The organism is Acidaminobacter hydrogenoformans DSM 2784, assembly GCF_900103005.1.
In the GTDB taxonomy this organism is placed as follows: domain Bacteria; phylum Bacillota; class Clostridia; order Peptostreptococcales; family Acidaminobacteraceae; genus Acidaminobacter; species Acidaminobacter hydrogenoformans.
This window is the reverse complement of sequence record NZ_FMWL01000015.1, coordinates 27,556-51,233: the sequence shown is the minus strand read 5'-3', so window position 1 is coordinate 51,233 and position 23,678 is coordinate 27,556. Positions and strand designations below refer to the sequence as shown.

The following is a 23,678-nucleotide window of genomic DNA, read 5'->3' as shown; positions in this document are numbered from 1 at the left end:
TTTTGTATGATCATGTCACGCACGCTGAACGCCACAGCCTGAGCGGCGTTCAGTGTTCAGCCATAAATGCTGGCACTGACTGTCAGTGGGATCTAAAATTCCAATTACTTAGTCAAGGGGGGGTTGACAGATACAAAAAAAAGTCTTATTATACCTATACGGGGTATAGGTATATAGCGCTGTGAGAGATGCCACCAGCTGCTATCAATATGATTTTTTAATTATGGAGGAGATCAACATGGAGAAAATAGTTATTATTGGCGGTGTCGCAGCGGGCGCTACCGCGGCTGCAAAAGCGAGACGCATTTCATCAGACGCTGAGATTACAATTCTTGAGTCCGGCCCGGATATTTCATTCGCGAACTGCGGACTTCCTTATTATATAGGCGGAGACATTAAAAGCAGATCCAAGCTGATCCTTCAAAGCCCGGAAAGCTTTAATGAGCAATATCAGACAGCGGTTCACATCCATACAGCCGCCACGGAGATTGACAGAGAAAACAAAGTCGTTCATACAGTCGATTCACGTACCGGTGAGAAGAAGACTTTTGATTATACTAAGCTGATTCTGGCGCAGGGCGGAAAGCCTATTGCCCCACCAATCCCAGGTGCCGACCAGGATCATGTTTTCCAGCTCTGGACCCTTGAGGACATGGACAAGATCCATACCTTTATTGAAAATAAGAATCCCAAGACCGCAGTCGTCGTAGGTGGTGGGTTTATTGGCCTCGAAATGGCAGAAGCGCTTGTCAAGAGAGGGCTGAAGGTCTCTGTGGTCGAAATGATGCCGCATGTCATGGCCATTATGGAAGCCGAAATCGCAGGATTTATACAGGAAGAAATGACCGCTTACGGTGTGGACGTCCTGACCAATAAAGCAGTGGACGCCATTGGAAGAAACAACGTGACCCTGAAGGATGGCGCCAGTGTGGACGCGGATCTGGTCCTGCTTTCCATTGGTGTACGTCCCACATTAAAGCTTGCTGCAGATGCAGGCCTTGCTATAGGTGATGCCGGCGGACTGCTGGTGGATCAAACGCTGAAAACCAGTGATGACAACATTTATGCGGCAGGGGACATGGTGGAGCTCGAGCACCGGGTGCATGGCAAGAAAGTGCGCATCCCGCTTGCCGGACCTGCCAACCGCCAAGGCAGAATTGCGGCGGAAAATGCCTTAGGCAAACGCCATGAATACAAAGGCTCCATAGGCACCTCCATTGTCAGAGTCTTTGAAGCGGTAGCAGGAACCACAGGTCTTTCCTTAAAAGCTGCCAGAGCTGCAGGGCTGAATGCGGACGCGGTTGTGATTCATAAAGAGCACCATACCTCTTATTATCCGGGCGCTGAGCAAGTGTCAGTTCTGGTCGTTTACGACAGAGAGACCGGCGTCGTACTGGGCGGACAGACAGCGGGCTACGCAGGCGCTGACAGAAGGCTGGATGTCTTGGCAGCTGCTGCGGCAGCAAAGCTGACCGTCTCTGACCTTGCAGACATGGATTTCGCCTATGCACCACCGCTTGGCACTGCCAATGACGCCATGAATATGGCGGCCTATGTCGCAGAAAACAGGATTTCCGGCTACTCGCCTGCGCTTACAATCTCTGAACTGGACGCCGCGCCAGAAAGTGAAAAGGCCTTCTGGCTGGATGTTAGGGATGTTTTCGCCTTTAATAAATCTCATGTTGCAGGCGCGGTCAATATTCCGCTTGAGCTTCTTCCATCAAAGCTGAATGCGCTTCCAAAGAATAAGCGGATCTATGTTTACGACCAAACGGGTAAGAAAGGCCATCAGGCGCTCCGTACCCTCACAGGCGCAGGCTTTACCAACGTATTCAATGTCAGCGGAGGTTTTTCAAGCCTTTCAGGCTATGTCAGGGCAGTCGCCCCGTCAACCTTCCAATTGGACCTCCCGGCGCCGGATCCGAAGCAAATTGGCGAAAATTCCGAAGCAGAAGTCACTGAAGCTGCAAATACAGCGAAAGTAAGTGAACTTCCAAAAGTGGATGCCAAAAAGGAAGCATCCAATGAGCCTTTAATTGTAGACGTGCGTTCGGATGAAGAATTTTCTTACGGCGCGGTTCCCGGCGCAATCAATATCCCTTTGGACGAAATACAGAATAGAATCCATGAGCTCGGAAATAAGAACAGAAAAATAATCCTTTACTGTGCGACGGGTGCGCGAAGTGCCTATGCGACGCAGATTCTCAACTACTATGGCTATACGGATGTTGAAAATGGCGGCGGCGTCACGAGAATGATGTCGCGCTCCAGAACAAGCTAATGGTAGCGGAAGGATAATATGAGACCATCGGCAGCACTCACTGGGCTTTAAAGCTTGAGTGTGCTGCCGATGGTCTTTTTATCTTCTCCGTGAGCCCTAATGTCAAAGGGGTATACATAGCTTAGTTGAAAGTGATCCGTCTCAACCGCCGAGACAGTAAAATTGACACTTGGCTGTTAACGAAGGGGGCTAAAGTCACATGAAGCCTGATCAGATTCTGATTCACAACGCGAGAACGCATAACCTGAAAAGCATTTCTCTGACGATCCCAAAAAACAAACTGGTCGTGTTTACCGGTGTGTCCGGATCAGGCAAATCTTCGCTGGTGTTTGACACGATCTACACAGAAGCCCAGCGCCAGCTGATTGAAACCTTTTCCTCCTTCGCCCGGGAGAGGATGCCTAAGCTCTCCCGGCCGGACGTCGACGACATTCAAAACCTGTCCACGGCTATTGTCATAGATCAAAAGCGCATGGGCACAACTATGAGAAGTACCGTGGGGACGGCAACAGAGCTCTATACCTATCTCAGACTGCTGTTTTCCCGCTGTGGGGAACCCTTTATTGGGCCATCTTTTGTCTTTGGCTTCAACCACCCTGCCGGTATGTGCCCAGAGTGTCATGGTCTCGGAAAAAGAATCAAAGTGGATGTGGCTCAGCTGCTGGACCTGGATAAAACCATCCGGGAAGGCGGGATCACCCATCCGGATCACAAGGTTGGGGGCTGGAACTGGCGGGAAATGGTGGCCATTGACCTGTTTGACGTGGATAAGAAGCTGAGGGATTTCTCAGAAGAGGAGATCAATAAGCTCTTGTATGCCAAGGACATCCCCATCAGCAGGGCTCACGGCGCCGGAACCTATGCCAAGACTTTTAATGGCATAGCAGAGCGACTTGAACGGGATTATCTGAACAAAGCCCCTGAGGAGCTACCTGCCGTCAAGAAGGACGCCTATCAAAGGTATTTCAGTTACATGGACTGTGACGCTTGCCACGGCTCGCGCATCAATGATCAAGCCCGAAGTGTTAAGGTGAACGGCAAGACAATACCGGATCTGATCCATCTGGAGTTTACAGCACTCCTGGAGTTTCTCGACACCATTGACCATAGTCTCGCGCAGCCTATTCTCAAAAAGATGAAGCAGATTTTATGCCATCTCATAGAGATTGGGGTTGGATACCTGTCGCTGAACAGGTCTGTGGCGACACTTTCAGGGGGAGAAAGCCAGCGGGTGAAGATGGCTAAGCAGTTGGACTGCGATCTTGTGGACTTAATGTATATCCTGGATGAGCCGTCCATAGGCCTGCACCCCAGAGATACCGACAAGCTGGTGGGCATGCTGGTGAAGCTGAGGGACAAGGGAAACAGTGTGTTTTTCGTGGAGCATGACCCAGACATGATCCTGAGAGCTGAATATGCCATAGATATTGGTCCAAAAGCGGGGTCTCACGGTGGTGAAGTTGTCTATGCCGGGCCGGTGAAAGGTCTGCTTGACTCGGCAGGTCTGACAGGGGAATATTTAAGGCATCAGAAAGTCTGTTCCGGCGAAAGAAAACCGCATCATGGCTACATAGAAATAAAAAATGCCTCGCTGCATAATCTAAAAAATGTTTCGACTAAAATTCCTAAAGGGGTTCTGACCTGTATTACAGGTGTCGCAGGCTCCGGGAAGAGCAGTCTGATTTTAGAGACCTTTCTGAAGCAATACAAGGACGCGGTTGTCATTGACCAGTCCGCCATTGGGAAAAACTCACGATCCAATCCGGCGACTTATACCGGAATCTTTGACCTGATCCGAAAGGAATTTGCCCAGGGCTCAAATTCGAGCCCGTCTTTATTCAGCTTCAATTCAAGCGGCGCCTGTCCGAAATGTAATGGGCTGGGGGTCATCAGCTACGAAATGCATTTTATGGACGCCGTCAAGGTGACCTGCGAAGAGTGTCAGGGCAAGCGGTATACAGAGGAAGTCCTCTCACTCAAATATAAGGACAAGAATATACACGAAGTCCTGATAACGACCCTTCAAGAGCTGCGCGGATTCTTTGACCATCCGGAAATCAACCGTAAGCTGGAAGTGCTGTGTGAGGTAGGCCTTGGGTATCTTGAGCTTGGGCAGCCGCTCAGCACCTTGTCCGGCGGGGAAGCCCAGAGGATCAAGCTGGCTTCAGAGCTGCAGAAAAAGGGAAATATCTATGTCATGGATGAGCCGACCACCGGCCTGCACATGGCGGATATTGAAAGGCTGCTTGACATCATTAAGCATCTGGTGGCGCATGGCAACACGGTCATTGTCATAGAGCACAATCTGGAGGTTATTGGACACGCTGACTGGATCATTGATCTGGGTCCTGAAGGCGGGGCTAAAGGCGGCGAGATACTTTTTGAAGGGACACCAGAGGACTTGATGGACTGTCAGAGAAGTTATACCGGACAATATCTGAAGAAGCTGCAGCAGTCTGAGCAGGATCTGGACTAAGTAAACCTTCTCATACAATAAGAAGAGAGCGCTTGAACCAACGCAATACCCCTACTTTCATGAACGGATTTCCTTTCAAGAAAAAAAAGCGTTGCTATGAACCCAGCAGCGCTTTTTGAGTGTGTTTAAATTTAGTTCCGACACCTAACGTTTCTTAAACTTCTCAAGAAATTCATCTCGTTTTGCGACGAAATTGTTCAATTCATTTGCCAGCAATCCATCATGATGTCTGTCTTTTTCAATAAAAAACATGGAGACTCCGCCCAGCCCAACATGAGTGCCTACGGAAACGCCCATTTGCATGATGTATACATCCCCGCGGAAGTTACTTTCCTGCAGCAATTTCAACTTCAAATTCTCAGCATAGGCTTGGTCAGAGGTATAGCCAATAATTACAAAGGTCGTCAGCGCCTCGTCAACACGGCTCATAAATTCCCTGACATAATGCTCGAGAACCTTCCGGCGGCCCCGTTCCTTAGCGACAATGGCGCCTTTCCCATCCTTCATGGTCATGATGGGCTTGAGCTTTAAAATCTTGCCAATAAATGCGCTTGTATTGGACAGTCTGCCGCTTCTGATCAGATTGTCCAGATCATCTACGGACAGGTAATGCTTGACGTGTTTTTTAAACGTTTCATTGAATGAAACCAATTCTTCAAAGCTGTATCCAATTTCCCGGAGCTCTGCCGACTTTAAAATCAAGTAACCGCTGCCGTGGCTCATGCACAAGGAGTCAACAACATGCACCTTAAATTCGTCTGGATCATACTGCTCGTAAAACAGCTCTTTCGCGAGCATGGCAGATTGGTAGGAACCGCTCGTTCCGCTTGACATACAGATACATAATATTTCCTTGCAGCCTTCCGCGACTCCTTCTTCCATACATCGAACAAATTCTGTGGGGCTTGGCATGGCGGTCGTTGGATTTTTATCGAGGTCCATCATCATGCTGTAAAACTCATCAGGCTGAATGTCAATACGATCCCTGTAGTCTTTGTCGTTGATGTGAATAATAAGAGGCGCTACGCTGATATGATAGCGGGCTAAGATTTCATCAGACAAATCACACGTTGAGTCTGCAATAATTTTTACCATGGTTAACCTCCAATATTTTAGGCCTTTTTTCCAATAAACCTGTTGGACTGTTATATCTGACCATGCGTCTTTGCTGAAATACAATCAGCTCGAGTTACTTCAGCAACGCAACTTATCATAATAATCATTATTATCATTTTAAAATAATAGTATCATAGATTTGAATTATTCAATATATATTTCAAAATGCTTTAACACTACTGACATGGAAGTGCTGGAACAAATTAAGCCTGTGACCCGACCTTCGAAAAGAGCATTAGTAGCGCTTGGCGCTATGTGGAATCCTATGACCATCGGCACAGCGCCTTGGGCTTTTAAGTTTAAGGACAGAGCTTTGCCGATGGTTATTTTCTTTTCACCCTTCCCAAGCACCAGCTGCCAGATCAGATCTGCTCAGCAAGGACTAAAACCTTCAATTCGGGGTATAGTGCATAATAATCAAAAAATTTCATCTTAAGTCTAACCAGGGCAGCGGACTGGAGTCGTAATATGGCAAGTGCGCACTTGTGGGACGGATCACCATCGGCAAGCAGGCACTTAAGGTTTTAACTGAACTAAAGACTATGTCGGAAAGAAATGGAGGCCGCCATGAAAAAGAAATTGATCATTGCATTTATTATCTTTTCATCCTTGGGCGCGGGCATATTTTATATTTTGACAAAAGGAAATATTGGAGAAAAGTACAACACAGTTGAGGTGACAAAGGGAACCGTGGAAAAATATGTTGAGGAGGTTGGCAGGATCAGCTCAAGTTCGATCATAAGGTACTATGGCAATGGCGCAGGTAAGGTCGAGGAGATGACTTTGAAGCTGGGGGACTATGTGACCAAAGGACAGCTTTTGATTAAATATGAAGATAATTCAGAGCTTGAGATTAAAAAAGTCGAAAAGCAGATCGAAGCTTTGAGAGCGACCTATCGCGAGGTCCTGTCAAGTACGGACGTGGGGAGCGTCAACAACGCCAGGATAGAAATTTCGAGTCTCAGGAGCGATTTGGAATGGGCGGTAAAAAATAAGGCGCAAACAGAGGAACTCTACAATGCTGGCGCCATACCTTTAATTGAACTGGAGCAGGAGACGCGAGCCATAGAGGCACTTCAGAGGCGTCTTGAGCAAGCACAGAATACCTACAATCAGCTTGTCAAAGGGGTTTCAGCGAATACCAGAAAGCGATATGAGGCGGAAATAGACGTTATGCTGCTCACTTTGGAGATGTATAAAAAAAACAGGGAGGACTTACTGATTTATGCGGAGCGTGATGGCATTGTGACTGAAGTCAATACCTTTGCGGGGGATATCCCATCTCCGGGAACCGTGATTATTGAGCTTCAGGATCCGTCAGAAAAAGTCGTCTTAGTGGATTTTATGGTGGAAGAGGCCAGGCAAATAAGACCTGATATGGACGTGGAAATTAATGACCCAGCGTTAGGGATTGTGATTGAAAATCTGAAGGTGAGCAAAGTGCATCCAAAGGCCTTTATCACATTGTCAGAGCTGGGTGTGGAGGAGAACCGACAAACTGTGGAAATCAGCCTGCCTGCTTCTTCTGAAGACCTCGCCTATGGACTTGAGGTGAACACAAGGGTGAGGGTTGAGACCCCAAGAGACGCGCTGCTTGTCCCATTAAGCGCTGTGTATCAAAAGGACTCAAAGAACTATGTGACCGTTTTGGAGGATAAAAAGCCTGTTGAGAGAGAAATCACGACAGGTGCAGAAGTCCAAAATAAACTTGAGGTCAAAGAGGGGTTGTCAGAAGGGGATCTGGTCATCCTGAATTACGAGGAGGATTAGGGGGAGTTTTGATCGCCTTGGAAACTGGAGAATTGGGTGGTTTAAGAAGGGATGATTTCTATGATCAAAGTTAAAAACCTTTACCATTCATATAGCAATGACGAAAATTATGCCGTCTATGATGTAAGCTTTGAAATTGGAAAAGGAGAAATCTTTGGATTTTTAGGGCCTTCAGGTGCCGGTAAATCCACGACGCAGAACATCCTGGTCGGCCTCTTGCAGCTTCAGAAAGGGGAAGTCGAGGTCGCGGGCTATGACATTAAACACATTAAGAATGAAATGTTCAATAAGATAGGCATGTCCTTTGAACAGTCCAATGTTTATAACAAAATGTCCGGTCTTGAAAATCTTGAATTCTACAGAAAGCTGTTTGACGTGAAAACTAAAGATCCCATGGAGCTGATCAAGCTTGTAGGGCTGGATGGAAAGGAAAACATAAAGGCAGGTAAGTACTCCAAAGGGATGAAGCACAGGCTTACCTTCGCGAGATCCATGATCAATAATCCGGAGATCTGGTTTTTGGATGAGCCAACGACCGGCCTGGATCCAGCCATTGCCTCCAACATCAAGGACATCATCAAGCAGGAAAACGAAAAAGGTGTCACCATCTTCCTGACTACGCACAACATGTACATTGCGGATGAGCTGTGTGACAGAGTCGCGTTTATTGTCGATGGAAAAATCAGACTGATAGATTCACCCAAGGAGCTTAAGCTGAAATATGGCGAAAAGCTGGTGGAGGTCGAATATTTCAAAGATAACATATTGATCAAGGATAAATTTTCCACTGTGCTTGAGGAGGAAAAGGATCGATTAACTGACGTCATCCATAACTGCGACATTCAAACAATGCATACCAAGGAAGCCACACTTGAGGAAATCTTTATCAAGGTTACCGGAAGGGAATTGGTTTGAATGAAACTATGGTACAGTTTTTCAAAAGAGCTGATCCTGTCTTCAAAGAGCTGGTATTTTTACATTGAAATTGGGATGGCGGTAGTCCTCCTGCTGATTCTGGTTTTTGTCATCCCAGAGGATTTCGACAGTAAGGGTAAAGAGTATCTCTATCTCGATTTGCCTCAGGTCGTCAAGGAAAGATATATGAAGTCTCTGCGTGAAGAGGATCTTGATGAAACGGTGGAGCAGGTTGAGGTCAAAGCGGGTAAAAACGTTTTCAGCGCTGCGCTTTATGAAACCTCTGAGTCAAAAATCTATTTGCTCGACAGCCTGGAGGCCCTTAATACCTTTTCAAGCACGGAAAGAGTTCCAACCGTGCATGTGCGTGTCAATGAGGATGGGCGTATCCTTCATACCTATTATTTGCAGGGCTTTGAAACCCAAAAACTAAAAAATTTGCTTCTGGTCTATCACAACAGATTTGCAGGGCATGACGTTATTAAGGACTATTCGGATAAGCTCCAGGTCCGGAGCCTTTATCAGGATACAGCGCCGTTAAGTGACAAAGAGAATTTGATCCCGGTATTTTTGACGTTCAATGGCAGTCTTATGAGCCTGTTTATCATTGCTGCCTATATCTTTCTGGACAAAAATGAAGGCATCATCAAAGCCTATGCCATCACCGCCTGCTCTGTCTGGCATTATCTTTTCAGCAAAATTGGCGTGATCATTCTCACGAGCATAGTGACCACCCTGATCATCACCGTGCCCGTCATGGGCGCTCAGCCGAACTATCCAGCCATGATCCTGTTCATTATAACCTCTGGATTTTTTGCAGCCTCTCTTGGACTGTTTCTCACAAGCTATTACAAGGATATTGTCGAAGCCTTTGGCGCCATGTACATCATCATAGTCATAATGATCATGCCTAATATATCGTATTTTACGCCAAGCTGGGACCCGGATTGGGTTAAGATCATCCCAAGCTATGTTATGCTTCAGAGCTTCAAGGAAATTATATCGGTCAACGGCAACATGGCCTATGTGCTGGTGGCGTCACTTGGTTTTGCGGTGCTTGGGGTGGATATCTTTATTCTGGCAAACTACAGATTTAAGAAAACCCTGTCCCTGTGAAGGAGGGTTGAACATGATCAAGAAGATCCTCTTAATATTTCAAAGGGATCTGAGAACCAGTGTGAGAAATTTTATCACTTTGTACATTCTTGTTGTGCCAATTATTTTTGCTGTAATCATTAACGTGTTTTCACCTGGCATCAATGACACGACCGTTGAAATTGTGCTGCTGGAAGGGGAGAACCCAAGCCAGGCGGAATACTTTGGGCAGTTTGCGAAGGTAGAGCTTTTAGACACTGTTGAAGCGGTTGAGAACCGGGTTAGAAAAAGGGACAATATTGTAGGGCTGCTTCCGGGTGAGGGGGAGGATTATTTTATCCTGACTCAGGGGAATGAACCGGATTTTATTATTGACTATGTTCGAAATCTAACGGCTTTTGACCATTATGACATCAGCATGGAGGACTCCATGGCTGAGATTGTGGACTATGGCAGAGAGATCCCGCCACTTAAGAAAATCATGGTCAACACCTCAATTATTTTCACCTCTGTGCTTGGTGGCATGATCATTGCGCTGAACATAGTTGAAGAAAAAACGGACAATACCATAAGTGCAATCCATTTGTCACCCGTTTCCAGGATGGCCTTTATAGCTGGGAAGAGTATGATTGGCGTCGCCGTCCCGGTGGTGGGCACTTTGCTTATTCTGATCATCACCGGTTTCAGAAGCATAAACTATTTCCACGCGATTCTGATGGTAGTGACTTCGTGCATTATCAGCATCCTCGTGGGGTTCATTGAAGGCGTCAACAATGATGATGTCATGAATGCCGCGGGCAATATGAAGATGCTGTTTCTGCCTCTGTTTGGATCTATTGCTGGAGAAGAGCTGTTGGCGGATAAATGGCAGTTTCTATTTTACTGGATTCCGTTTTACTGGACCTACAAAGGGAATGATCTTGTGCTTTCAAACAGCGGTTCCTGGCTTGAGATCATGATGTACTCAGGGATCGTCTTTGGCATTGGTGTGGTGGTGTTTTTGGTGCTGGCACCGAGAATAAGAAAAGGATTGGAGTAGTCGGTTGCTATTTTATGATGTCGTGCCTTGGATTTTTTATGAAATTCTATACGAGGAGGGTTAATCATGAAATTATGGGGTGCTTTAGCAGTAATCTATGCTGCGGTCGTTGTTGTGATTGCCATTACAAAGCCAGAAAAAATATGGAGCATGAAAAAAATTAAATTCTTTATAAAAATAATGGGCGAAAAAGGCACAGAAGTATTTTTCTATGTCTGGGCTGTGATTTTTCTGGTTTTGGGGATTTGGCTGTTTACGAGGTGATGGCTCATCTAGAAGGTTGTGTTATGGTGCGGCGTGGATTGTGAGACCATCGGCAAAACGCCTTGAAAGCTTTTTGTAGCTTCAGGGACGTTGCCGATGGTCTTTTCGCGAACACGCTTCTGAGAAATCAAAAGCCGGAGCATGCAATCAGTGGGGTTTCAGCCATATTGACAAATATGCTCAAATAGTGTATAATTACACCAAAAGAACAATTTCATTCTTGTACAATATAGCAACAAAACGACATTTTAGTTTGTCACAAAGGGAGGTCATCGTAATGTCAGAGGATAAAACCTATGGTTATGGCTACATACTCTGGACAACGCTGCTTGGCTTTGCCGCTTTTATGATCAGTGGACTGCTGGCGGATATGTTTATTTTGAGGACGGATAATTACCTGATGGGCATGCTTATTTCCGGGGGGATAGGCGCGCTGCTTCTTGGGCTTTTCCTTCAAATGGGTAAAAAGACGATGCGGGTAGTTCTTGCTGGTCTTATCGCTATGCCCCTTGGACTTCTGATTACCTTTGGGGTGTTCGAGGGTATAGGCGCGCTGCTGCCTCATGCCTTTAGTCAGAGTATAGAAAATGCAGGCATCCCGGACACTATGGCTGTAATGTTTATGGCTGCCATTTTTGGCGCGGCTGTAGGCACTTCACTCTTTGGGAAAAAAGCGATAGTTCTTTTTATTCTTGTCTGTGCCATTGCTGCCATTCCTTTTGGACGCATGGTGGTGGCGTTTAATACGGGTGCCGTCATCAGATATGATCTGCAAATGCTTTTCATGCCACTTGGAAGGATTGACCTGAACAGCTTGGCAATCACGCTGGCCCACGGTGTTGGGGTGGGCCTCGCTATTGGTATCTACAGGAAATTCAGAGCAGAGGCACACAGCGCAGTCTCAGCAAAGCAAACTTAGTGAATCGGACTGAGGCGCAAAAAACCATTGGCTAAACACCTTGAAAGCTTTCAAAAAGCTTCAGGGACGTTGCCAATGGTTTTTCTCTTTGTAGTCAGCTGCGCTATTCCTCCGGGAGCTTACAGGCACCAGAAAATCCTGCCGGTGGAATCCCCAGCCCGTGGATTAATCTGGCCCAGTAATTGACTTGAGCCGCCGTACTGGCGAGAATGACAATTTCGCGCTCCGTGAAGTGTTGCTTTAAGGCGTTGATAAACGCATCCGGGAAAGACAGCGGCGTGTCGGAGATCAATCTTGCGTATTCCAGTGCCAATTTTTCGCGAGTTGAGAAGGAATGGGTGGTTGAAATGAGCGTATGGTCTTGGAGCGCGGATAGCTCCTCAGGTGTGATGCCTGATTTTGCGTACTCGGAGGAATTCATATCGATGCAAAACGGACAGTAAGCCGTAAAAGAGGCCTGCATTCGAACGAGCTTCAGCATCCGCTCTGAGATGGTCTTGTCCTTGTGCGCGACCAGGGACTCAAGTGCCGCCGAGCCCATGGCCGCTTTGGGATACCAGGACAGGAGCCTGGGCACCTCAAGGTCCTTGCCGGTAAATTTCTTTGCGAGCCAAATTCCGGGTCTTAGAAAAAGGGGAACTTTCTTAGGGGGATCAATAAATGCAGCCATTTGGATGTAGACCTCCTTGATTAAACAGGAGGAAAAGGAAGCTGGCTCCTTTTCCGCTTATAGCCAAGTCAACATGATGAGCGGGGTCGCCACACAAACCACTATGATTTCAAGAGGCAGCCCCATTTTCCAATAGTCCCCAAACTTATAGCCACCCGGCCCCATGATCAGCGTATTTGACTGATGGCCAATAGGCGTGAGAAATGAGCAGGACGCCCCAATGGCAACGCTCATCAAAAATGAATCCGGGGAGACGCTGAGTCCAGATGCAATTTCGACGGCTATTGGTGCCATGATTAAAACGGCGGCCGCGTTGTTGACTATGTCAGACAGCGTCATGGAAACGGTGAGAACTACCGCTATTGAAGCCCAGAGAGGAATTTTATCAGCAATACCGAGAATATTTTGCGCGATTAATTGAGCGCCCCCTGTAGTTTCAAGGGCTTTACTTACAGGAATAATTGCGCCCAAAAGGATAATGATGGACCAGTCAATGCTTTCATAGACTTCTCTAAGGGATAAAAATTTTCCTACAACCATTAAGACCGCGACAGAGATGAAGGCAATTTGAACGGGTATGATGCCAAAGGCTGTCAAAGCAATAGCGGCTGCGAACATGCCAATCCCTGGCAGTAGTTTTTTTGTTTTGCCAAGGGTCAGGCCCCTGCCGGCTAAAGGCAGGCAGCCCCACTGGGAGATCAGGTCGTTTATGGTATCCGGATTTCCTTGCAGTAAGAGTATGTCACCAATGCGAAAGCTAATGGTATCAGGCGTGTTCTTGATCCTGACGCCCTCTCTCGCAACCCCAAGGATATTGATGCCATATCTGGACCTGAATTTCATGGATCTGGCGGATCTGCCAATCAGAAATGAATTTGTCATGACAACGGTTTCAATGATTTCAATTTCGTCTGAGCTGATATCCGCCTGAGACAATTTGCTTGTTTCCGCCAAAACAAGGTCGGTCGCGGCGAGAAGCTCCTGAAATTCCTGGGCTGCGGATTCAATGACAACAGAGTCGTTTGATTTGAATTTCAAGCTGAGCGAAGGTGCCGCGAAAGTTTTGTCATTTCTATAGACAGCGACGACTTTTAGATCGCCCTCTATGGTGCTTTCGAGTTCGGACACAGTTTTTTCAATGTATTGAGAATCCTCTGGAACTAAGACTTCAGTGATGTAATCTTTAATCTCAAATAGGTCTTCCGCAGATTTTCCGCCCGTCCTTTTGGGGATCAGCCGCCAACCTAACAGCAAGATAAATAAAACCCCAGCTAAAGCAACACCTCCGCCTACTGGAAGAAAATCAAACATACCGAAGGCACTGCTTCCAGTTGACTCTGCACGGTACATTGAAATTATGATATTGGGCGGGGTTCCAATCAAAGTCATCATACCGCCAAGGAGTGATCCAAATGCCAGAGGCATTAGAAATATTGAGGGTGATTTGTTGTTTTTTCTGGATAGCTTTAAGGCGACGGGCATCATTAAGGCAAGTGCACCAATGTTATTCATGAACGCGGAGCCTATGGTGACCGTCAGAACTAACAGCGTCATTTGAACCATGGTGTTGTCACCAGTTTTTAAGAGGTGTTTCGCGATGAAATCCACCACACCGGCATTAGTCAGGCCTTTGCTGACGACCAGGACGGCTGCGACGGTGATCACAGCTGGATTGCTGAAGCCTTCAAAAGCATTATCAATAGGTACCAGACCAACAAAGCTTGCTATGAGAAGTGTCGCCATAGCGACGACGTCATAGCGCCATTTTCCCCATATAAAAAAGACCAGCATTAGGGTGATCAGTGAAAAAATCATGTAATGTTCGGTTTGCACGGCGTATCAACTCCTCGCAGGGTATTCAGAAGCATTATCATTTGACAAGAGAAGAATTAATTTGCTTAAATTAAGGTGACCAGGATGAGGACCAATATCAGAATCAAGACCTGTTCTGATCACACTGTTCCAAATGATATTCCTGGCTGGGGAGCTTGAGTATGCTGAAGAAAAAAAACAAGGAATTAGTCCTCTTAAAAACCATTCTCTGGGTTTACATTATACTGTGCATTGTTATTGCCGGATTAAATTATGGCTATGTCAAAACTGCGCCGGAGTCTGTCGCAAATTTTATTACGAGCGCCTGGCATTTCTATGAAAACTGGATTAAGACGTTATTTATAATAATTGGGAGTGTGCTGACCCTTAGAATTATAAACAAAAGCAAGCGTACAACCATGAGAAAAAGAAATTTGAAGGGGTTTATCCTTGCGGCATTGGTTGTACATATCTTTACCCCATTTCTTTTGAATAACAATGAATTATATTTTTTTGCTATGCCGCTGCCTTGGACCACGACGCCGCTGCAGCTTTTACATGAAGGATCCTCTTTCTATGCGAGCAGATTCCCGCTTTGGGGCGCGGCGGGGGTTGCTTCCGCCGTGGTCTTCTATGTCGCTGCAAGCAGCATTGTGATTTTGGGGACGCTGCTGTTTGGCAGGCGCTGGCAGTGCTCGACCATTTGCCTGTTCAACGGATTTGCCTCTGAGGTGTTTGAGCCTGCGTTTCCTTTGATTGGGCGCAGGAAAAAGCCTCGTGCCCATACCTTGAGAATTTTTTGGGTCCTGAAAGTCTTATTTCTAATAATGGCGCTATTTTTTACGTTTTACTGGGTGCTGTTTTTATTTGGTATTTCTATTTTTGATGATTACATACTGATGGGCAAACTGGAAATCTATAAGTATCTCACTGCGGAGCTGCTTATGATGATGTTTTTCTGGATTGTTTTTACGGGAAGAGGCTATTGCTATTATTGTCCTTTGGGCACGGTGCTGGGGCTGCTCGGGAAGCTGTCCGGGCAGAAGATTGTGACAAATCGTTCAAATTGCATCCGCTGCGGGCAGTGTAACGCCACGTGTCCAATGACTATTGACATCATGAGTAAGGCGTCGGCAGGAGAACCGGTGACGTCGCTTAACTGTGTGGGCTGTGGCCACTGCGTGGATACCTGTCCGACACAGACGTTGGCGTATACGACATATTTTTTGAACACGAAGTCAAAAAAGGCAGCGGGCGTGTAAAAATGTAGGGGAGAGGTGCAGGTCAAGGTCAAGGTGCATGTATAGAGTTCCATAGACGGATTCCCAATTAAAAACCAAAGTAGTATGATAGGAAAGAGGACGACATAATTTCATACATTTTTCTATAACAAGGAGGCAGAAACTTGAAATATACGCTGAAAAATGAAAGCATTATGAGCTTCAATGATAGTGAAGGCACCAGGTTTCCAAAGTACACTTCTCAACTGATAAATTGGGCTAATCAAAATGCTCAAGGGACACGGCCGCGGATCGTTGGGCAGCTTTCTGATCTCTTTCCGGAATTTCAGGAGTCAGGAGAAGACATGACTATTGAAAACTGGAGAAAATGGTATATTGAAAGGCATCCCATGGCGATTGATACAGCAGCAGACAAAATTGAAGCTCAGATAGAGAATCTTCGTAGTGCAATTGAGCTGATTGATCGTGAAATGATAGAAGCCTGGGTAGAGGATCTCGTCATAACCAAAACCTTTAATGGCTTATACGTTCAGCGTGCGATATTAGCCTCACTCGCTGAACAGCGCAGGGCGTCATACCGTCTTGCGACGCCTGCGGAAGAATCCACTGGTATAGACGGGTATGTTGGCGCTACGCCTTATTCCATTAAGCCGCACACCTATAAAAATATGGAACGGCTTCCCGAAGAGATTTGTGAAAAGATGATTTACTACACCAAAACCAAAACGGGATTGAGTATTGAAGTTGAAGAATAGCAGAAATTCAAAAGCTGGCGTGAGGGACCTACGATAAAGGTCCACACGCCAGCTTTTTGTCTGGTGGGTTCAACTATTTGTAATAACATTGAATCAAATCTTCTCCAAACTCAATATGATCCACTTTATTGAGGTGTATTGCCGTTTCCTGTCTCGTTTTCACCAAAAACCCATGGGGTTCATTTCGATAGCATTTTTCAAGTTTTTCATCCGGCAAGGCTTGGATAAAGTCTGTGTGTCTTTGCAATCTTTCGTCAATTAATTTATTGATGGCTTCAGGTGAAATACGGAGATTTTCTAATGCCAAATTTGCAATTTCCTGATCGATTTCAACGGCAAGACTGTTTCGGTTAGAAGCCATACATGCCAAAGTGGTCGTACCGAGCCCGGCAAATGGGTCAAGCACGGTATCCCCTTCAGCCGAATACATATTGACAATTCTGTATGGGATTTCAAAAGGAAATGAGGCGTTTCTGCTTCTGGTTTTATTGAGTCCTTTTATGGACTGGGAGGCGCCTTTAATGTCCCACAAATCAGAAAACCAGATATTTCGCTCTTCCCAGAAGTAAGCGCTTTTTTGTCTAAGGCGCTTTTCTTCGCCTTTAAAGATCCGCTTGCCGCCTTTCCTGAAGACCAGGATGTACTCGTGTTCATAGGTGACATACGCGCCGGCGGGATACATGCCTGATCCCATGAACTTGTTTGGCGCGTTGGATTGCTTGCGCCAGAGGATGTCTGGCAAAACGCTGTAGCCCAGCTGGGAAAAGAAATTGATGATGGCGGTATGATTGGAAAAGAGCTGAAAATTTTGATCTATGGTTCGCGTCGCGTCACCAATATTGATGCAGACGAAGCCGCTGTCTGCAAGTACCCTGTCACATTCCGCCCAAACTGCATTGAGAAGCTGATGCATTTTATTGAATGCATCCATGGCTCTGCCGTCAGCCAGATCATCAGCGATTTCAGGATTTTGACGAGAAAACATATCATCCCACATTTCGATCATAGGATAGGGTGGCGACGTTATTACGAGATGGACAGACCCGTCAGGTATGGCGGATAAAGTGTTGCTGTTCCCAACTATGATTTTGTGCTGTGTCATTGTGTACCCCTTTTTAATGGCGACGTTTAATGGCACTGAGATGAGGGAAGTGCCGTTTTAATAATATCACAAGCAGTACATTTCGCAAATCTAAGCGCGAGAATATAGTACGTATTTTCAGGGTATACACAGAAAGCACTCCAAAAAACAAATATTAACCAACGTTATAAGTGCCGGGAGGTTAGAATTATGACTGGAAAAATATTGATCTATGGTGGCAGTGGGGCGGTGGGCTCAGCGAGTGCTGAGATCCTCAAGGGGTTAGGGTACGACCTCCATTTGGTGGGCTCGACAGAAGAGAAGCTTAAATCAGTTGCGGAGAGACTTGACGCAAGTTATACTGTCGCGGATATCCGGGACCCGCAGGCTTTCAAGCAGGTGGCGGAGGATGCTGGCAAAGCGCTGGCTGGGATGGTTTACGCTGTCGGTTCCATCAACCTCAAGTCCTTCCGTCGCTTAGAAGAGGAGGATTTTTTGGCGGACTTCAGGCTGAATGCCCTGGGGGCGGCTTTAGCGGTGCAATCTGCGCTGCCTGCATTGAAGAAGCATCCAGGAGTGGCTTCAGTCGTGCTCTACTCCAGCGTCGCGGTCCAGCAGGGAATGACTATGCATGCTTCACTCAGTATGGCTAAAGGTGCTGTAGAAGGTTTGGCGAGAGCCTTAGCTGCGGAGCTGGCGCCTCAGATCCGCGTGAATGCCATTGCACCGTCGCTGCTGCAGGACAGCACTTTGTCATCCGCGATCATTAAAAGCCCAGAGACGGTGGAATCCATTGCAAAGACTCATGCGCTGAAGAGGCTTGGGAAGCCGGGGGACATAGCTGAGCTCACCGCGTTTTTAATCTCAGACAAAGCAGGCTGGATTACCGGGCAGATTTTGGGCGTGGACGGTGGACGGTCGACGGTTCAGGGGTGACGTGAAGGAAACTGTGAGAGGATGTTGGGATGGGAGACCATCGGCAAAAAGGTCTTGGGGGTTTTTAAGCCTTAAGAACAAGACTTTTAGCCGATGGTCTTCTTTTGCCCCAAAAAGGCGGAGCATAGAGACTTTGCCCGAAAATCCATAGAAGTCATATTCGTGACATATTTCTGGCACATAATAGAGATATAGAAATATAGGAGGAGGGAAGACTTATGATGCTGCTGCCAATTATTGCAATAGGGGCACTGGTGTACTTTTTCTTTTATGACAACGGGTCAAATAAAGTCACGTTTCAAAAAAATCAATCTGCTGAAGCGCTTCTAAAAGAGCGTTATGTTAAAGGCGAAATTGATGAGAAGACGTATCTCCAAATGAAAGAAACCATAAAATAGGAGAAGGTGAATCACAATGATGTATGGCTATAACTGGTTTGGAAACGGAGGCTGCAGGTTTGGCCTATGGGGCGGCTATTTTGGAATATGGCATTTTGCAATGCTCGCCGTAGTTGTACTGTTGGTCGTGGCGGTTGTATTGGTTGTTCTAAAAAGGAAAAAGCGCGCGTCGCAGGATGATGTCCTCGACACACTTAAGAGACTTTATGTCAGCGGTGAAATCTCAGAAGAAGATTATCTTAAGCGCAAGAGTGTGATTGAGCGGCGTTAAGCGTTCAGAGGATTAACGGTGCGGGGATTTGATTTGTCAAATCTGCAATGAGGATTCCCGCCATTGCTGCTCTATATGGTATTATGATGAAAAGGCGGTATTGCTAAAAGTCCGGCAACGCCTTTGCAGAGAAGAACGAAACTGAGTCAACATTAAAGGCAGGTGGAAATGTGATTAGAATACTGGTTGTAGAGGATGAGTCTCAAATCAGCTCCATAGTTGTAAAATATCTGCAGAAGAATGGTTTTGAGTGCCATGTGGCTGAGAATGGGCTTGAAGCGCTGCAAATGTTTTCTGAACAGCATTTCCACCTTGTCATCTTAGACATTATGATGCCTGGGATTGATGGCTATGAGGTTCTGCAGAGGATTCGGGAGGTCTCACAAGTTCCGGTTATTATGCTTACCGCAAAACAGGATGAAGTAGACCGGCTTAAGGGGTTTCAAATTGGCGCGGATGATTATGTCATAAAACCTTTCAGTCCAAGAGAGCTGGTCGAACGCGTCAAAGTTTTTCTTAAACGAATCTATAATGTTGGAGATGAAGTCGTTATTTCTTCAGGAAGTCTTCAGCTTTACACGTCCTCAATGAAGCTGGTACGAAACGGTGAAGCAATAGACTTGACCTCAACGGAGTTCAAGATTTTACACGCGCTGATGAAAAACATGAATCAAATTCTTACGAGAGAGCAATTGATTGAGATGGTTTTTGGTGTTGGGTATGATGGCTTCGATAGAAACATTGACAGCTATATCAAAAGGATTCGTCAAAAGATTGAAATAGATCCAAAGAAACCGGAATATCTGAAGACAAAGTATGGGCAGGGCTATGTTTTTGATGGAGATGATCACAGATGATAAAGTCCAAGACCAAGTCCATGACCAGAGCCAGGTCCGGAACCAAGCCCGGAACCAAGCCCTTGACACTGAGGAAACTATGGCTCCAGATTCTGATCCTTGTGACAGTCCTTGTCATAACGGTTAATACGTTGATTCTGACCTTTCTGACGGATCGCTATTTTGCGGATTATTTGAAAGTGAGCTATGAGCTGCATGTCAGTGAGATCATAGACTATGCGACGGCTGCGCTATCATCGGAAGAGATTTCTCTGAGGCAGATGGCCATAGAGCTCGAGTCTCATCTGAATGATCCCATTGTTGAAATAAAATTGTATGATAAGGATGGCAACTTGTTGGCTGATGTGGGAAGGGAAAATTTTCTGGACATGCCCATGATGGGGAGCCGTTTCAGCAGAATGCCAATGGGACGAGTCACAGACCTTTCCACTCAGGAGACGCGTCAATTTGAAATCGAATCAGGTGGACAGGTCATTGGGACCGTCAATATTACGATCCATAACATTGCTGAGAATTCGTTTGTCGCACAAAAATTTAAATCCGCACTGCTGGTGAACAGCGTGGCTTCTTTTGGGATCACTATTTTGATCGCAGTGCTTATTGGCATTTATGTGAGCAAAAAAATGAGCACTTCTCTGAAAGAGACCGAACAGCTGGCGACGGATATTCAGATGGGTAAAGATGTGGGCTATGTCTCAAGTGACATCAAGGAGATCAATGCAATCAGGGAAAGCTTACTGGAACTGAATGCAAGACTGCGGCTTAAGCAGAAAACCAGAAAGACTTTGGTAGATCAGCTTGTCCATCAGACGAGGACGCCGCTGACCATTTTGCAGTCCCACCTTGAAGCGATACAGGATGGCATTATTGAAGTCACTGATGATGAACTGATGGTCTGCCAAAATCAAATAAATGATATTAAGTCAATCATTGCGAACATGAGCTCAATGATTGATGCCGGGACGGAAATGGATGCACTAAAGATAGAACGTTTTGAGCTGCATGCACTGATGAGCCAGATCCATCAGGGGCTTATGGCGCAGTTTAGAAAGAAAAAAATTGAATTAACGCTGGCATCAGACGAGAAAATCATGCTAAAGACGGATAAGCATAAGCTGAGTCAGTCCATCTACAATATTTTGATGAATGCTTATAAATACACACAGGAGAACGGTGTTGTCAAAATCAGTTATTGGAAGCTGAATGAGCGCGTAATCCTGAAGATCCAGGATACAGGTATGGGCATTCCGGATGCAGAGCTTCATAAAATTTTCGATGCTTATTATCGCAGCGCCGCGACTTCGGAGATTAAAGGAGAAGGCCTCGGGCTTTATATTGTCAAGGAGAATGTAGATCGGTTGAAAGGATCCATAGATGTTCAATCGAAGGTAGGTGCTGGAACGACTTTAATCATTGAAATCCCCCTGGAAATGGATGAGGAGTGAGCCTTTTGTTAAAGAAAATATTGAAAATATGGGAAAAGTTCTTGCGAAATTTAGCGGCGCAAAACAAATCAACTTACGGCGAAGGCGGCTTGAATTGCTGTGAGTTGAAAGAGGCGACTGAGAAATAGCCAGTGGAGTTTGCGTGAAGAAGGCGCGATTTCTCACGGTTGTTGGTTTTGTTGAGTGTTGGGATGGGAGACCATCGGCAGAAGGGGTCTTGAGGCTTTTAAAAGCTTAAAGATCAAAATTTTTGCCGATGGTTTTTTTGCGGAAATCTCTGGGAAGTCCCTGTCCCGCACCATGTGTCCCTGTCCCGCACCACGTGTCCCTGTCCCCAGCTATATGTCCCTAAAGTCTTATGTCTGTCCGCGCGGACTTTGACAATGCCTTCAATTTGCCTCAAACTGCGCTCAATTTTTTCTTCGCAGGCGCGGCAAGTCATGCCAGAGACTTTTAAGTGACGTAGCTTTTGTTCGTTTTTCATAGTGAGTTCCATCCTCCGGGTTAGGTTTGAATTTTGGCGTGAGGGGTGAATGACCAGCGGGAACAGATAAGTTCAGGAGGGTTGGTACGATGCGTGAAATCAAGCCTATGTAAAACGGATCATGATTTGAAAATTGAGAAAGGTTCCTCATGCGCTGTATGGGGAACCTTTCCTTATCAAGATATTGGGATTAGTGAGTACATTCTGGCATCTGCAGACATTGTGAAATGCCAAGCGCCATGGTTTGGGCACACTGTGCTACTGCTTGGCCGCCCTTGGTTGTCGCCATGCTGGAAACATTATTTGCGGCAAAGCCGGAGCTGGCTGAGGCCATAATAATCAGGCTCAGAATTGACAGTGACAACACTTTTTTCATTGGAGTCCTCCTCGGGATTCGATCATTATTTTTTGATTATAATTTTTAGTTCTATCTATTTATACGAGAAAATTGTGGCAAAATTATGGTATGGATAAAGGGATTTATTTTTGACGTAAAAATTTCTGTGGGCGAGACGTCAGAGGGGATAGGTGTGGGAAAAACGTGCGGTGAAACGGGCGGTGAAACGGGCGTGATAGGCCCTATCCACAGTACTTTCGCCACCCCGAGTTCCCTTTTTTGGGTAACTTCTTTACGACCGGGTATATGAGTTTACAAGTTTGTTAGATCAAGTTTTTATCATATCTTTCACATTCAGAAATTCAGAAATTCAGAGGTATAGGGGGTGGAGCCGTGGGATTTATTGATTTCCTGAGTCAAATGATCTCGAATCCTGCACTGTCCGTTGCCGTTTTGCTGACGCTGGGTGTCATTGTCGTCAATGGGATGACTGACGCGCCTAACGCTATTGCGACTTGCGTTTCGACCAGATCTTTATCCATGGACAACTCTATTTTAATGGCCGCTATTTTTAATTTTTTTGGTGTGTTGGTTATGACACTTATCAATTCACGGGTAGCCCAAACGATTTATAAAATGGTGGATTTCAGGGGGGATCTCAAGGCTTCTTTGGTAGCGCTTTGTGCTGCAATGGTAGCCATCGTCCTTTGGTCCTTGACGGCCTGGTCCTTGGGTCTGCCCACCAGCGAAGGCCATGCGTTAATTGCCGGGATTTCCGGATCTGCTATTGCGCTCCAGGGCGGCTTGGCAGGCATCAATGGCAGCGAATGGATTAAAGTTTTGTATGGTATTGTATTTTCAATCACTATTGGGACTTTAGGAGGTTTTTTTTTCGCGAAGCTCGCTGTTTTGTTCTTTCGTCATGTAGATCGCCGCAAAGCTACACCATTTTTTAAGACTGCCCAAGTAATGGCATCCGCAGGGATGGCTTTTATGCATGGCGCCCAGGACGGCCAGAAATTCATGGGGGTATTAATTCTGGGAATTTTGTTGGTGGGGGGCGAGAGCTCTACAGCGGAATTTGATATTCCATTCTGGATGATCCTGCTCTGTTCATTGACGATCGCTACCGGGACAGCGGTTGGTGGCAGGAGAATCATAAAAAAAGTGGGGCTGAAAATGGTCAAGCTGGAGCCATATCAGGGTTTTTCCGCTGATGCTGCAGCTTCGTTCAGTCTTTTTCTCTCCTCTGTACTGGGCTTTCCAGTGAGTACTACCCATACTAAGATGACCGCCATGCTGGGTGTTAGTGTTGCTCGCCGAACCTCCAAAGTTAATTGGCACGTAGCGGGTGAGATGGCGCTCAACTGGATTTTAACTTTTCCAGGCTGCGGGATGCTGGGCTATTTGATGACTTATCTTTTCCTTAACGTCTTTCAATGATTTCAATGATTTCAAGGATTCAATGATTTAACAACGCGTCTTGGAATAGCTCCAGTAAGCTTCTAAGGGGGGA

Annotated in this window: 23 protein-coding genes; 17 read left to right on the top strand and 6 right to left on the bottom strand. The window is 46.1% G+C overall.

The window, feature by feature from the left end:
• Positions 1 to 238: 238 nt before the first annotated feature.
• Both BLP63_RS12405 and BLP63_RS12400 read left to right on the top strand, forming a co-directional pair.
• Positions 239 to 2,281, top strand: coding sequence for an FAD-dependent oxidoreductase (locus tag BLP63_RS12405; protein WP_092592048.1), 2,043 nt, complete (start codon positions 239 to 241; stop codon positions 2,279 to 2,281).
• Between the two features lie 199 nt (positions 2,282 to 2,480).
• Positions 2,481 to 4,757, top strand: coding sequence for an ATP-binding cassette domain-containing protein (locus BLP63_RS12400; protein WP_092592046.1), 2,277 nt, complete (start codon positions 2,481 to 2,483; stop codon positions 4,755 to 4,757).
• 144 nt (positions 4,758 to 4,901) lie between these two features.
• On the opposite strand, the gene BLP63_RS12395 is transcribed toward BLP63_RS12400, so the two are convergent.
• Positions 4,902 to 5,852, bottom strand: a complete 951-nt coding sequence (locus BLP63_RS12395) for a DegV family protein (RefSeq protein ID WP_092592044.1) — start codon at positions 5,850 to 5,852, stop codon at positions 4,902 to 4,904.
• 588 nt (positions 5,853 to 6,440) lie between these two features.
• Between BLP63_RS12395 and BLP63_RS12390 the strand changes: the two genes are divergently transcribed.
• From BLP63_RS12390 to BLP63_RS12365, 6 genes are all read left to right on the top strand, one after another.
• Entirely contained in the window at positions 6,441 to 7,643 is a 1,203-nt protein-coding gene (locus BLP63_RS12390) for an efflux RND transporter periplasmic adaptor subunit (protein WP_170829442.1), read from the top strand.
• A gap of 60 nt (positions 7,644 to 7,703) precedes the next feature.
• Entirely contained in the window at positions 7,704 to 8,558 is an 855-nt protein-coding gene (locus BLP63_RS12385) for an ABC transporter ATP-binding protein (protein ID WP_092592040.1), read from the top strand.
• Complete coding sequence (locus BLP63_RS12380) at positions 8,559 to 9,674, top strand: ABC transporter permease (protein ID WP_092592038.1); 1,116 nt, start codon at positions 8,559 to 8,561, stop codon at positions 9,672 to 9,674.
• Between the two features lie 13 nt (positions 9,675 to 9,687).
• Complete coding sequence (locus tag BLP63_RS12375; RefSeq protein WP_092592036.1) at positions 9,688 to 10,692, top strand: ABC transporter permease; 1,005 nt, start codon at positions 9,688 to 9,690, stop codon at positions 10,690 to 10,692.
• Positions 10,693 to 10,758: 66 nt separating this feature from the next.
• On the top strand, positions 10,759 to 10,956 hold the full coding sequence (locus BLP63_RS12370; RefSeq protein ID WP_092592034.1) for a hypothetical protein: 198 nt from the start codon (positions 10,759 to 10,761) through the stop codon (positions 10,954 to 10,956).
• A 277-nt stretch (positions 10,957 to 11,233) separates the two neighbouring features.
• Positions 11,234 to 11,875 carry a hypothetical protein gene (locus tag BLP63_RS12365; protein WP_092592032.1) on the top strand — a complete coding sequence of 214 codons (642 nt, stop codon included), beginning with the start codon at positions 11,234 to 11,236 and terminating at the stop codon, positions 11,873 to 11,875.
• 103 nt (positions 11,876 to 11,978) lie between these two features.
• Here the strand turns inward: BLP63_RS12365 and BLP63_RS12360 are convergent, their stop codons facing one another.
• The gene (locus BLP63_RS12360) at positions 11,979 to 12,545 is read right to left on the bottom strand and encodes a carboxymuconolactone decarboxylase family protein (protein WP_092592030.1); all 567 of its coding nucleotides are present in this window, start codon (positions 12,543 to 12,545) and stop codon (positions 11,979 to 11,981) included.
• A 57-nt stretch (positions 12,546 to 12,602) separates the two neighbouring features.
• Complete coding sequence (locus tag BLP63_RS12355) at positions 12,603 to 14,378, bottom strand: SLC13 family permease (protein ID WP_207646467.1); 1,776 nt, start codon at positions 14,376 to 14,378, stop codon at positions 12,603 to 12,605.
• A 161-nt stretch (positions 14,379 to 14,539) separates the two neighbouring features.
• Between BLP63_RS12355 and BLP63_RS12350 the strand changes: the two genes are divergently transcribed.
• Both BLP63_RS12350 and BLP63_RS12345 read left to right on the top strand, forming a co-directional pair.
• Positions 14,540 to 15,619, top strand: a complete 1,080-nt coding sequence (locus BLP63_RS12350) for a 4Fe-4S binding protein (RefSeq protein ID WP_092592028.1) — start codon at positions 14,540 to 14,542, stop codon at positions 15,617 to 15,619.
• 143 nt (positions 15,620 to 15,762) lie between these two features.
• Positions 15,763 to 16,353 carry an MjaI family restriction endonuclease gene (locus BLP63_RS12345; protein ID WP_207646466.1) on the top strand — a complete coding sequence of 197 codons (591 nt, stop codon included), beginning with the start codon at positions 15,763 to 15,765 and terminating at the stop codon, positions 16,351 to 16,353.
• Between the two features lie 73 nt (positions 16,354 to 16,426).
• Here the strand turns inward: BLP63_RS12345 and BLP63_RS12340 are convergent, their stop codons facing one another.
• Positions 16,427 to 17,455 carry a DNA-methyltransferase gene (locus BLP63_RS12340; RefSeq protein ID WP_092592026.1) on the bottom strand — a complete coding sequence of 343 codons (1,029 nt, stop codon included), beginning with the start codon at positions 17,453 to 17,455 and terminating at the stop codon, positions 16,427 to 16,429.
• A 189-nt stretch (positions 17,456 to 17,644) separates the two neighbouring features.
• On the opposite strand from BLP63_RS12340, the gene BLP63_RS12335 reads away from it, so the two are divergent.
• The 6 genes from BLP63_RS12335 to BLP63_RS17210 all read left to right on the top strand — a co-directional run bounded on the left by BLP63_RS12335 (position 17,645) and on the right by BLP63_RS17210 (position 21,469).
• On the top strand, positions 17,645 to 18,370 hold the full coding sequence (locus tag BLP63_RS12335) for an SDR family NAD(P)-dependent oxidoreductase (protein WP_092592024.1): 726 nt from the start codon (positions 17,645 to 17,647) through the stop codon (positions 18,368 to 18,370).
• 218 nt (positions 18,371 to 18,588) lie between these two features.
• Positions 18,589 to 18,768, top strand: coding sequence for an SHOCT domain-containing protein (locus BLP63_RS12330; protein WP_092592022.1), 180 nt, complete (start codon positions 18,589 to 18,591; stop codon positions 18,766 to 18,768).
• Positions 18,769 to 18,784: 16 nt separating this feature from the next.
• Positions 18,785 to 19,039, top strand: coding sequence for an SHOCT domain-containing protein (locus BLP63_RS12325; protein WP_092592020.1), 255 nt, complete (start codon positions 18,785 to 18,787; stop codon positions 19,037 to 19,039).
• Positions 19,040 to 19,209: 170 nt separating this feature from the next.
• Positions 19,210 to 19,896: a response regulator transcription factor gene (locus BLP63_RS12320; protein ID WP_092592018.1), complete on the top strand. Its 687-nt coding sequence runs from the start codon at positions 19,210 to 19,212 to the stop codon at positions 19,894 to 19,896.
• Positions 19,893 to 21,341 (top strand): sensor histidine kinase, encoded by a 1,449-nt coding sequence (locus tag BLP63_RS12315; protein ID WP_092592016.1) that lies wholly within the window; start codon positions 19,893 to 19,895, stop codon positions 21,339 to 21,341. Before BLP63_RS12320 ends, BLP63_RS12315 begins: the two co-directional genes overlap by 4 nt.
• A 5-nt stretch (positions 21,342 to 21,346) precedes the next feature.
• Positions 21,347 to 21,469 (top strand): LDCC motif putative metal-binding protein, encoded by a 123-nt coding sequence (locus BLP63_RS17210; RefSeq protein ID WP_278278135.1) that lies wholly within the window; start codon positions 21,347 to 21,349, stop codon positions 21,467 to 21,469.
• A gap of 113 nt (positions 21,470 to 21,582) precedes the next feature.
• Here the strand turns inward: BLP63_RS17210 and BLP63_RS12310 are convergent, their stop codons facing one another.
• Together BLP63_RS12310 and BLP63_RS12305 are read right to left on the bottom strand one after the other, a co-directional pair.
• Positions 21,583 to 21,825 (bottom strand): heavy-metal-associated domain-containing protein, encoded by a 243-nt coding sequence (locus BLP63_RS12310; protein ID WP_170829441.1) that lies wholly within the window; start codon positions 21,823 to 21,825, stop codon positions 21,583 to 21,585.
• Between the two features lie 190 nt (positions 21,826 to 22,015).
• The gene (locus BLP63_RS12305; protein ID WP_092592012.1) at positions 22,016 to 22,201 is read right to left on the bottom strand and encodes a hypothetical protein; all 186 of its coding nucleotides are present in this window, start codon (positions 22,199 to 22,201) and stop codon (positions 22,016 to 22,018) included.
• Between the two features lie 354 nt (positions 22,202 to 22,555).
• Between BLP63_RS12305 and BLP63_RS12300 the strand changes: the two genes are divergently transcribed.
• Positions 22,556 to 23,605, top strand: a complete 1,050-nt coding sequence (locus tag BLP63_RS12300) for an inorganic phosphate transporter (RefSeq protein ID WP_330387154.1) — start codon at positions 22,556 to 22,558, stop codon at positions 23,603 to 23,605.
• Positions 23,606 to 23,678: the final 73 nt, after the last annotated feature.

What these genes read in the sequence shown, in the direction of transcription:
- BLP63_RS12405 (WP_092592048.1), top strand. Translation starts at nt 239, where the DNA reads ATGGAGAAAATAGTTATTATTGGCGGTGTCGCAGCGGGCGCTACCGCG.
- BLP63_RS12400 (WP_092592046.1), top strand. Translation starts at nt 2,481, where the DNA reads ATGAAGCCTGATCAGATTCTGATTCACAACGCGAGAACGCATAACCTG.
- BLP63_RS12395 (WP_092592044.1), bottom strand. Translation starts at nt 5,852, where the DNA reads ATGGTAAAAATTATTGCAGACTCAACGTGTGATTTGTCTGATGAAATC.
- BLP63_RS12390 (WP_170829442.1), top strand. Translation starts at nt 6,441, where the DNA reads ATGAAAAAGAAATTGATCATTGCATTTATTATCTTTTCATCCTTGGGC.
- BLP63_RS12385 (WP_092592040.1), top strand. Translation starts at nt 7,704, where the DNA reads ATGATCAAAGTTAAAAACCTTTACCATTCATATAGCAATGACGAAAAT.
- BLP63_RS12380 (WP_092592038.1), top strand. Translation starts at nt 8,559, where the DNA reads ATGAAACTATGGTACAGTTTTTCAAAAGAGCTGATCCTGTCTTCAAAG.
- BLP63_RS12375 (WP_092592036.1), top strand. Translation starts at nt 9,688, where the DNA reads ATGATCAAGAAGATCCTCTTAATATTTCAAAGGGATCTGAGAACCAGT.
- BLP63_RS12370 (WP_092592034.1), top strand. Translation starts at nt 10,759, where the DNA reads ATGAAATTATGGGGTGCTTTAGCAGTAATCTATGCTGCGGTCGTTGTT.
- BLP63_RS12365 (WP_092592032.1), top strand. Translation starts at nt 11,234, where the DNA reads ATGTCAGAGGATAAAACCTATGGTTATGGCTACATACTCTGGACAACG.
- BLP63_RS12360 (WP_092592030.1), bottom strand. Translation starts at nt 12,545, where the DNA reads ATGGCTGCATTTATTGATCCCCCTAAGAAAGTTCCCCTTTTTCTAAGA.
- BLP63_RS12350 (WP_092592028.1), top strand. Translation starts at nt 14,540, where the DNA reads ATGCTGAAGAAAAAAAACAAGGAATTAGTCCTCTTAAAAACCATTCTC.
- BLP63_RS12340 (WP_092592026.1), bottom strand. Translation starts at nt 17,455, where the DNA reads ATGACACAGCACAAAATCATAGTTGGGAACAGCAACACTTTATCCGCC.
- BLP63_RS12335 (WP_092592024.1), top strand. Translation starts at nt 17,645, where the DNA reads ATGACTGGAAAAATATTGATCTATGGTGGCAGTGGGGCGGTGGGCTCA.
- BLP63_RS12330 (WP_092592022.1), top strand. Translation starts at nt 18,589, where the DNA reads ATGATGCTGCTGCCAATTATTGCAATAGGGGCACTGGTGTACTTTTTC.
- BLP63_RS12325 (WP_092592020.1), top strand. Translation starts at nt 18,785, where the DNA reads ATGATGTATGGCTATAACTGGTTTGGAAACGGAGGCTGCAGGTTTGGC.
- BLP63_RS12315 (WP_092592016.1), top strand. Translation starts at nt 19,893, where the DNA reads ATGATAAAGTCCAAGACCAAGTCCATGACCAGAGCCAGGTCCGGAACC.
- BLP63_RS12310 (WP_170829441.1), bottom strand. Translation starts at nt 21,825, where the DNA reads ATGAAAAACGAACAAAAGCTACGTCACTTAAAAGTCTCTGGCATGACT.
- BLP63_RS12305 (WP_092592012.1), bottom strand. Translation starts at nt 22,201, where the DNA reads ATGAAAAAAGTGTTGTCACTGTCAATTCTGAGCCTGATTATTATGGCC.